This is a genomic window from Brucella pseudogrignonensis, from assembly GCF_031454375.1.
GTDB classification, from domain to species: domain Bacteria; phylum Pseudomonadota; class Alphaproteobacteria; order Rhizobiales; family Rhizobiaceae; genus Brucella; species Brucella pseudogrignonensis_A.
This window is the reverse complement of the sequence record NZ_JAVDQT010000008.1, coordinates 198,191-207,356: the sequence shown is the minus strand read 5'-3', so window position 1 is coordinate 207,356 and position 9,166 is coordinate 198,191. Positions and strand designations below refer to the sequence as shown.

Below are 9,166 nucleotides of genomic sequence, written 5' to 3'. Positions count from 1 at the left end.
TCGTCAGGCTCATAACCTGAAGGCCGCAGGTTCAAATCCTGCCCCCGCAACCAAATCTAACAAAAACTATATAATCCGATAAATAAAAGCTCGTATGCACACGTGCGCAAAACACACCCAACAACAGCCCGCCCAAAGCGGGCTTTTTGCTTTAGAAAATAGAATTCTGAAACAGCGCCGCGCTATAAGATGCGAGCGTTGGATCGTCATATAATGCTCTGGAAGCTGCAAACTTTTATTAGCGCAGCTAGGACAAGACCTAACTGATTAGGAAAATAGGACTTGTTACTGATTTATATAATGCTTCGGCTCAAGCGCTGGCCGCTTGTAAATGGGGTTGGTAGCAACGAAATGTCGCCTTCCCTTCAGCTTTAGCGCAATACAGTGCAGCATCCGCGTTGTTAAAGACATCAGATTCTGTGAGCCCTACTAATGGGGCTATGCCAACAGATGCTCCAAGTTTAAGATTCTTGCCATTAAATGCTATAGGTGAGCTAACGCGAGCTATTATTATTTGCGCAATGTCCTCGGCTTGCTTTTGGTCACAAGACCCTGATGTAATGACTGCAAACTCGTCGCCACCAATTCGATAAGTATGACTACCGAACGAATTTAGGCCACTAAGTCGAGATCCAATTTCTTTAATGCATTCATCTCCTGCAAGATGGCCAAATTCATCATTTATTTTCTTAAAACCATCGAGATCAATCAATAGGAGGAAGCTGTTTTCTTTCTCATTATTGACGAGATCCAGCATCGATGAAAGTTTTGTGTGGAACTGGCTTTTATTTGCGAGGCCAGACATCTGATCGTATTCGGCAAGATGCATTATTTTGTCGAATAATGCTTTCTGCTCCGTAATATCCTGTTTCATGCCAAAGATGCGGACTGGTGTTTCATCCTGGCATTCGACCGACGCCGTAATGCGTATCCAACGCTTGTTTCCACGAAAAGTAGTTATCTCTGCTTCGAACGTAAAGCCGTTGCGTTGCGCAATGGCATCTGACCGGCGTTTTTGAAGTTCTATCTTTGAAGCCTCCGTATAGCATGCCAGTGTATCGGCACGCGTGAGAGGTTCTCCCTTGGGTAGTTCAAAAATATCGTAAACATAATCCGACCAGGTTAACTCCTCGTCGGGTAACGTACATTCCCAGATACCAATCTGAGCAACAATGGAAGATTGACCGTAGATTTTTCTGAAATGTGAAAGCGTTTGTTCCTGCTCATGAATAAGCCGATCTTTGTTCGCCAGCTCAATCTGCAGGCGCTCCAAATCATCCTGTAGCTTTTTCAGAGAGGTCTCATTCATGGAATACATGAGTATTATCTAAAATAGGAATCGTCAATTTACCAGATCCCAAAAACTATATTTCTTGTGGTGTTGCTTACGAAGGTTCGAAAGGTAAACATCGTGCTGAACGATCGTGCCGTAACTTGTAACATTGCGATCGAGTAAGATGCATTCCGACAGATGCTGCGCTGCTTGCTTGTATCGGCTCGTTCGGCTGCGCGTAAGTGCGAAGTCTATCATGCGCCTGAATAATAGGATTGCTGCAACTGGATACTTGTCGACAAGCTTCTCCGCTGCTTCTGACATCAACTCGTATTTTTCGCCATCAAGTTCGGATGAGCGATGAATTACGAATTTGGCCATCTGACTAACAGATGGATACTGCATAAAAAATAGAATTGCCTTGTTGGCATCTGGATAATCGCCGACAAGTTTAAAGGCTTTTTCCTCAGCATCAATATCATCAAAATCTGGCAGCTTACGTAGAAAACCGCGCAGAAGATCGACGTTGAGTGTTTGCCTGAAGCCGTCCCAACGAAATTGCTGAGCTTCTTCCAAGTGCCCCAATGCCTCTAGTGCGTTAACTCGCGTCAATTGCCATTCTGGCAGTGTTTCACGTTCTCCACTAAACTGAGCACCATCGAGCATTTCCAATGCTTCCTGGGGACGGCCCGCTGAAAGCAGTCTCTTAGCGATTTCAGTGGAAACGCTTGGTAATCGATGTGTGTGTGCAGAATGTTGGGCGACGAAAAGATCAACATCATTGAGTTCGTCAGCTATTTTTTGAAGTGAGATTTTTACTGCGCCGGAACGAGCATCAGCTGTGACGCTATGTTTATGTGTTGAGTGATCATCATTCCATTCTTCAAAACGTTGCTGGAGTTTTCGAAGACCGTTTTCGTTCAGTGCTGGTGCCATAGAACTGATAAGTTGGTCATATTGACCATATTCATTGTTCAGAAGGGCCTGAAATATTTGGTCAACAAGCCTTTCCGTCGGGGGATTAGCCAGTGTCGCTATGTGTCCAGCGTCTCGATTTGCAGCATGAAAGCTCTCCAAGAGCGTACCATTGCCATCGTCAGAGCGTTCAAATATCTGGTCTGAAAGCGAAAGAAACTGCCATATCAATTCAAATCCGTCCTCTGGATCGGAGGGGGCTATCTTTTTGACAATGGTATTACGCTGGCTTTCAAGATCGGCCTTGAAGGATTTAATCTTTCTCCAGCCTATCCAGCTTTGTGCACGTGCAATGCTGCCCAAGCGTTTGCGAACCTCTCTTGCAAGTTCCGCACTGCTTGAGTTACCTGCAAGCTCCATGCGAAGCCGACGCTTATGGTTGGCATTGCCGGTACTGACCTCAATCAATAGCTCCGCAAGGCGTTCAACACCGAGCGCTTCGAGATTTTTTGCATTCAAAGTGGTTTTTGATGCCATTGATTGTCCAGAATTGTCACGACGCGATAGATCAAGCTAGAACACTTGATATACGGCTTATGCATGGTCACTGCCATATTGATCAACACTTTTCGTCGCCGTGCAAACCGTGCTAAAACGCCGTTATGAATGCACCAATGCCCGACTTTCCTGTTTATAATCCGCCGCTTGAGCCATATGTATCGATCATCCACCGGGATGCTGATATTTTGGTTCTCGATAAGCCGAGCGGGCTATTATCTGTCCCCGGACGTCATCCAGCTTTGTCGGACAGCCTTGCTGTCCGGGTGCAGAAGCAGTTTCCCGATGCTTTGATGATCAATCGTCTGGATAAAGACACGTCTGGCCTTGTGTTGATGTCCCTTAATCGTAAGGCTCATGCTGCTATAGCGGCTCAATTTGAGGCGCGAACGACCCATAAGGCTTATATAGCTCAAGTATGGGGGCAGGTTGCTGAGGATGAGGGCTTAATTGATTTGCCGCTGGCGATTGATGCAGAAAATAAGCCACGTCATCGCGTGGACCATCAAAACGGTAAGCCCGCCCAAACGCGGTGGCAAGTTTTAGCACGTGGTGAGAATACGACCCGGCTCCGGCTTTTTCCATTGACCGGACGAACACACCAGTTACGTGTTCATATGAAGGCGCTAGGCCATGTCATACTTGGCGATGCCTTCTACGCTGAAGGTGCCTCGCTTGATGCTTCCGAACGCCTATTGCTGCATGCTGAAGAATTGACGTTTCAGCATCCAGACGGCCGTGATGTCACATTTACTGTTCCCTGCCCATTCTGAGTGCACCATGTCGCAAAAGGCTGAACCAGCAGAACTGATCGTAGATTTTATAGGTGGTGCAGTCGGGCACCGGTTCCGCATGGGAGAGGGGCGAGGGCAGGCACTGGCTAAGGCCGCTGGGCTTACGGGTAGTGTTACGCCTGATATCGTGGATGCAACGGCTGGACTTGGTCGCGATGCTTTTTTGCTCGCCGCTCTTGGGGCGCGGGTAACTTTGATTGAGCGTTCGAAGAGGATGTATGATCTTCTTGCTGAAGGGCTCGTACGCGCAAGTGCCGAAGGCGGAAAATATGCGCAAACAGTGGAGCGAATGACCTTGCTCCATGGAGATTCATGTCTGCTTTTGCCCACACTCAAGCCTATGGTTGTACTGGTTGATCCGATGCACCCGCCGCGTGGAAATACGGCACTCGTTAAAAAGGAAATGCGCCAGATCCGTGAAATTGTGGGTGCAGACCCGGATTCACAATTGCTCATGCAGATTGCATTGGAATATGCGCAGAACCGTGTTGTTCTGAAATGGCCGTTGCGGGCGGAGCCTATGGAGGGTTTACGCAAACCGTCGCATCAGATTTTGGGCAAAAGCACACGCTACGACGTGTTCGTTAAGGCGAAAATTACCGCAAATTAAAGCTTCTTACGATTGCTTTTCTGCATGAAAGAATATGTATTTCTTTTTGAATGACAGTAATTCCAAAAACGCTTTACAGTTTCGACTCTTATTGCGTGTTTATAAGCTTGACCTCATGATCTTCTGTTTTACTTTGTTGCAGATCAACATTGAGGATGGGAATTAGCGATGCCGAAATTGAATGTGGCTGTTCTGGTTGGAAGCTTGAGAAAAGATTCATTCAATCGCAAAGTTGCGGTGGGTTTGAATGCGGTAACGCCGGATGACATGGCCCTCACCCTTGTCGAGATTGGCGACCTCCCGCTCTATAACCCTGATCTTGATACGGATACACCGCCCGAAGCCTGGACGCGGTTTCGCTCGGAGCTCGCGAAAGCCAATGCCGTTTTATTCGTAACGCCTGAATATAATCGGTCTGTTCCGGCTGCTCTTAAAAATGCCCTTGATGTCGGGTCACGCCCTTATGGCAAGAGCGTGTGGGGTGGAAAGCCAGCAGCAATTATCAGCGGTTCGCCGGGTAATATTTCAGCATTTGGTGCCAATCATCACCTGCGTCAGTCGCTCGTTTTTCTGGATATGCCGACCTTGCAGCAACCAGAGGCTTATCTCGCGCATGTTGATAAAATGCTGGATGAAAGCGGTAAACTGGTGCCCGACACGGCAAAGTTCCTCGGTGATTTCCTCAAGGCATTTGATCGGTTTGCTCAGAAGAATATCTGATAGAGCTATTCCAAATGATGTAAAAAACGCCGCGCATCCAGTGACTGGTTGCGCGGCTTATTTTTGGTTTCAAAAGCAATGATTACTTGAGCTGGTCCTGAACCTTGTTGATCGCTGCAATCGCACATGCTTCGTCAAACTGGCCGCCAGGTGCGCCACCCACACCAACTGCACCGATCGTTACATCGCCGACCTTGACTGGAACGCCGCCAGCCAGAACGAGGAAGCCATCAATGGATGCGAGTTCGGCAGCTGCTGGGTTCTTGGTGATGTTTTCAGCCATAGCACTGGTTGGCATACGCGAGGACGATGAGGTGTAAGCCTTCTGGCGTGCGGCTTCTGGTGTATGAGAGCCGGCATTGTCGGCACGCAACAGAGCGCGAAGGACACCGGCGCGATCAACAACGGCTGCGGAAACATTGTAGCCTTCAGCGGAACAGGCAGCGACTGCTTCACGCGCAATGGTGCTGGCCAATTCCATTGGCATATTCTTTTCTTCAAGGATCTGTGCGGATGCAGCCGAGGTCATGAGGGCGGCGGCAGTAGCGGCTAGAAAAATGCGTTTCATAGTCGTGTCTCCTTTGGAACTTTCCCTGAAAGCCTCGCTTTCTGATGACAGTTCTAAAGGTCAGCCGCATTTTGCGTAATCCGCGATCACACGAAGCTGGGTAGGTAGTTCTACTGAGAGGCCGCTATTGTGAGGCGGACAAATTCCGCCACTGAGCTTGTTTTGAGCTTCTCGGCAATATTGGCGCGATGCGCATCAATCGTGCGCGCTGAAATATCAAGGGCTGCGGCAATATCCTTGCTGGCGAAACCTTCGCAGACAAGGTCAAACACTTCGCGTTCCCGACTTGTGAGGCTTGCCAGAAGATCAACCGCTTCCTGCTTTTCGAGACGCGTTTGCAGGAGTGTTTGCGCAGAATGGATTGCGTCCAGCAACACGTCTTCGTCAATTGGCTTGCTGAGAAAGTCACTGATACCCGCTTTGAAGGCACGGCGGCACGCGTTCACATCGCCATGACCAGTGATCATGATGACTGGCCAGTTGATGCGGCGTTCCGTCAGCTTCTGCTGCACCTGTAATCCGCTGATCAGCGGCATGCGCAGATCAAGCAACAAGATTCCGGGGCGATGCTCATCAATATGTGCGAGAAACGTTGTTGGATCGGCAAAGGTCTCGACCGTCATGCCGTAGGTTGAAAGTAGCAGTGAAAGCCCATCCCGCACCGCTTCGTCGTCATCAACTAGATAGATCATCGTTCCGCTCATGTATTGGCTCCCTTATTCTGAATTGGCAGCCAGACCATGAAACATGCTCCGCCATCATCATTGTTCTGTGCTTTGATGTGCCCACCAACGCGCTCAATGAGTGTTGAGCACAGAGTGAGGCCAAGCCCCATCCCGTCTTTCTTTGTCGTGAAAAAAGGTTCAAACAGGCGCGGTTGCAGATCTGCAGGAATTCCCGGTCCATTGTCGCATATACTAACGCAGATATGTTCGCCTTCGCGCTTCGTTGAGACGCTGATCTTCCCTCCCGAAATACCGGCTTCGTTGAGACTATCGGAGGCATTCCGAATCAGGTTGTTGAAGACCTGCTCGAGTTCAACTGGGTCGGCCATTATAGTGGGCAGGTTGGGTTCGAGCGTGAAATTCAGCGCTATGTTGCGTTGTTCGAGTTCGGTATGCAGAAGCTCTGCCGTATCATGAATGACGTTGTTGATCTCGACCGGCACAGGCTTGGGTGGGCGGTTGCTGATATAATCACGCATCCGTTTGAGCATATCACCAGCGCGTCTGGCTTCACGCACATTGGCAGCCATCGCTTTTTTCAACAGTGCGTTGTCGATGCCTGACTGCTCGACAAGACGTTCAGCGGCGCGGCTTTGGCTCATCAGTGCTGTCAGAGGTTGTGCCAGTTCATGCGCAATGCCGGAAGCCAGTTCTCCCATGGAGTTAACTCTCGCCGCATGCGCCAGACGTGTCTCACGCGCGAGTGTTATGCTGCGTTGCTCGGCCATTTCTGCGGAAGCTTTGAGACGACGCACTTCACGCCTGTGCTGCAAACTATATCCAAGAAGAGAAAGCACAATAAGACTGACAATTGCCACCATAGCTAATGAAGTGCCATCAACAAGGTCAGTTAGTGCGATGGGGTAATCCATTGTGAGAAGAAGCGGCTGTGATCCGCTATCGATCACTCGACTGAACCACGGTGAAGCGAGCCATCCCGATGCCTTTTGCTTGGCTTTTTGCTCCATTACCATGGAGCCGTCGAGTATGAGCCTGATGTTCGCCCACGCAGGAAGCTCGTCCAGATCGATAAGCTTCTGGGCATCGATCTGCATGACGAGCGCAACGGCTGGATTTGTATCTTTCAGCTTCTTGGCCAGTAGATATCCCTGATCGGAAGAGGGGCTGATATAGCTTCTGACTTCTCCGGCTTTCTGGACAAAAATTTCCCTGCCGAGTGATTGGTAATCCGGTAACGTTGCATCAAGAGGTACGGATAAAATTTGGAGCACATCCGTAGTAGCTGAGGGTTCACGCCATGTAATTTCGATTTCCTGAATAGCTTTGATGCGAGGATAAAACCGCATGATGCTATCGCTGACCTGGGTGATAAGCTGTGGCTTTTTACTTTCATCTGCGAGAATTAGCGAGGCTAGCGTCGTCATATGTGCGTCGTGCTGCGCCACGCGCTGCGAAATCATACGATGTAAAAGAAAGCCAGCTTCGTTTAACTCGGTGGCCTCGTTTTTGAGCGATCTGTTAGTCGAAACCGCCAGATAAAGTGCCATAAACATGAGCCAGATGGCTAGAATGCTGGCGGTCGACTTTGGCCGGGAACACATATTTTTCGACATTTCAGCGCCCCCTTACGCACCAACTCTTTGTAAGTATAGGGCATAAAGCGAACAGTTCATCAAGTGCTTGGAGATTTGGGGGCGCTTGGGCAACGGCTGAAATCGGTATTATGCGATAAGAATTGCGCCACGAGCACAAAGCATGCGGGACATCTTTAAGACATTGATTTCAAAAAAATGGCGGAGAGGGTGGGATTCGAACCCACGGTGGAGTTACCCCCACGCCGCATTTCGAGTGCGGTACTTTCGACCACTCAGCCACCTCTCCGCATGGTGCACTACGGTAATACGATCTATAAAAACCGTGCCGTTGGTAAGCATCTAAAGCGAATGCTAAGTGTGTAGCGGCTCAATAACGGGCCAAATGCAATTAGACAAGACCTAATTTGCATAACAGTGCGAAAATTCTTGACTTTTCCGCTGTCTCACACCTATAAGCACCAGACTTTAAGCGCAGATTTATCCGCGCCTATTGTTTTGATTGGAGATTTTCGGTTTACCGGGCTCTGATCTGGAGGCTGAAAAGCTTTCAAAATCAACCGACTGATAAAAAGACGGCCCGTGCCCAAGGCGCTTGCGTTGCAGGGTATGAGAGCTGGACCGAACGACCCGAAAGGAAAACAAATGTTCGCAGTCATTAAGACTGGTGGCAAGCAGTACCGCGTTGCCGCAAACGACCTGATCAAGGTTGAAAAGGTTGCTGGCGAAGCTGGCGACATCGTAGAATTTGCAGAAGTTCTGATGGTTGGTTCGACCATTGGCGCGCCAGTTGTTGCAGGCGCTCTCGTAACGGCAGAAGTCGTTGAGCAGGGTCGTGCACGCAAGGTTATCGCGTTCAAGAAGCGTCGTCGTCAGAACTCGAAGCGCACCCGCGGTCATCGTCAGGAACTGACGACAATCCGTATCTCGGAGATCCTTACCGACGGCGCGAAGCCTTCCAAGAAGGCTGCTGATAAGAAGGCTCCAAAGGCAGACGCCGCTGAAGGCGAAGTCGCAAAGCCAAAGAAGGCAGCGCCTAAGAAGGCTGCAGCCAAGGCCGATTCGGCTGAGTAAGTAGAAGAGATTAAAGGAGAAATCCAATGGCACACAAAAAAGCTGGTGGTTCGTCGCGTAACGGTCGCGATTCAGAGTCGAAGCGCCTTGGCGTGAAGAAGTTCGGTGGCGAAGCTGTCGTTTCTGGCAACATCATCGTGCGCCAGCGCGGCACCAAGTGGCATCCGGGCGTTAATGTTGGCCTCGGTAAAGACCACACCATTTTTGCTACCACCAATGGTTCCGTTGCTTTCCGCACGAAAGCCAACGGTCGTACTTACGTGTCGGTTACCCCGATCGCGGAAGCAGCAGAGTAAGCCGGACCTCTATAAAGTACCGGCGTCCCATGGACCCGGTACATATGGCGACCTGCCAGAAGATCAAAGGGAAGATGGGA

The 9,166-nt window shown here is 49.7% G+C and carries 10 protein-coding genes and 1 tRNA gene; 5 read left to right on the top strand and 6 right to left on the bottom strand.

Going from position 1 to position 9,166, the window contains the following annotated elements; all coding sequences use genetic code 11:
- Positions 1-310 precede the first annotated feature (310 nt).
- Positions 311-1,318 carry a sensor domain-containing diguanylate cyclase gene (locus tag J2782_RS19190; protein WP_310015467.1) on the bottom strand — a complete coding sequence of 336 codons (1,008 nt, stop codon included), beginning with the start codon at positions 1,316-1,318 and terminating at the stop codon, positions 311-313.
- Positions 1,319-1,342: 24 nt separating this feature from the next.
- Positions 1,343-2,725 (bottom strand): DUF6880 family protein, encoded by a 1,383-nt coding sequence (locus J2782_RS19185; RefSeq protein WP_310015466.1) that lies wholly within the window; start codon positions 2,723-2,725, stop codon positions 1,343-1,345.
- Positions 2,726-2,862: 137 nt separating this feature from the next.
- Here J2782_RS19185 and J2782_RS19180 point away from each other — a divergent pair, with 137 nt between their 5' ends.
- From J2782_RS19180 to J2782_RS19170, 3 genes are all read left to right on the top strand, one after another.
- Positions 2,863-3,519 carry an RluA family pseudouridine synthase gene (locus tag J2782_RS19180; RefSeq protein WP_404989676.1) on the top strand — a complete coding sequence of 219 codons (657 nt, stop codon included), beginning with the start codon at positions 2,863-2,865 and terminating at the stop codon, positions 3,517-3,519.
- Between the two features lie 7 nt (positions 3,520-3,526).
- The gene (locus J2782_RS19175; protein WP_310015462.1) at positions 3,527-4,150 is read left to right on the top strand and encodes a class I SAM-dependent methyltransferase; all 624 of its coding nucleotides are present in this window, start codon (positions 3,527-3,529) and stop codon (positions 4,148-4,150) included.
- A gap of 168 nt (positions 4,151-4,318) precedes the next feature.
- Entirely contained in the window at positions 4,319-4,870 is a 552-nt protein-coding gene (locus J2782_RS19170) for an NADPH-dependent FMN reductase (protein ID WP_310015460.1), read from the top strand.
- A gap of 82 nt (positions 4,871-4,952) precedes the next feature.
- Here the strand turns inward: J2782_RS19170 and J2782_RS19165 are convergent, their stop codons facing one another.
- The 4 genes from J2782_RS19165 to J2782_RS19150 all read right to left on the bottom strand — a co-directional run bounded on the left by J2782_RS19165 (position 4,953) and on the right by J2782_RS19150 (position 8,005).
- Positions 4,953-5,438: a GlcG/HbpS family heme-binding protein gene (locus J2782_RS19165; protein WP_250043494.1), complete on the bottom strand. Its 486-nt coding sequence runs from the start codon at positions 5,436-5,438 to the stop codon at positions 4,953-4,955.
- Between the two features lie 110 nt (positions 5,439-5,548).
- Positions 5,549-6,142: a response regulator transcription factor gene (locus tag J2782_RS19160; RefSeq protein ID WP_310015457.1), complete on the bottom strand. Its 594-nt coding sequence runs from the start codon at positions 6,140-6,142 to the stop codon at positions 5,549-5,551.
- Positions 6,139-7,737: a sensor histidine kinase gene (locus J2782_RS19155; RefSeq protein WP_310015454.1), complete on the bottom strand. Its 1,599-nt coding sequence runs from the start codon at positions 7,735-7,737 to the stop codon at positions 6,139-6,141. Before J2782_RS19155 ends, J2782_RS19160 begins: the two co-directional genes overlap by 4 nt.
- Before the next feature lie 178 nt (positions 7,738-7,915).
- Positions 7,916-8,005, bottom strand: a tRNA-Ser gene (locus tag J2782_RS19150).
- A 356-nt stretch (positions 8,006-8,361) separates the two neighbouring features.
- Between J2782_RS19150 and rplU the strand changes: the two genes are divergently transcribed.
- Together rplU and rpmA are read left to right on the top strand one after the other, a co-directional pair.
- Positions 8,362-8,790, top strand: a complete 429-nt coding sequence (gene rplU, locus J2782_RS19145) for a 50S ribosomal protein L21 (protein WP_310015452.1) — start codon at positions 8,362-8,364, stop codon at positions 8,788-8,790.
- A gap of 26 nt (positions 8,791-8,816) precedes the next feature.
- Positions 8,817-9,086 (top strand): 50S ribosomal protein L27, encoded by a 270-nt coding sequence (gene rpmA / locus J2782_RS19140; RefSeq protein WP_310015450.1) that lies wholly within the window; start codon positions 8,817-8,819, stop codon positions 9,084-9,086.
- The last annotated feature ends 80 nt before the right edge of the window (positions 9,087-9,166 follow it).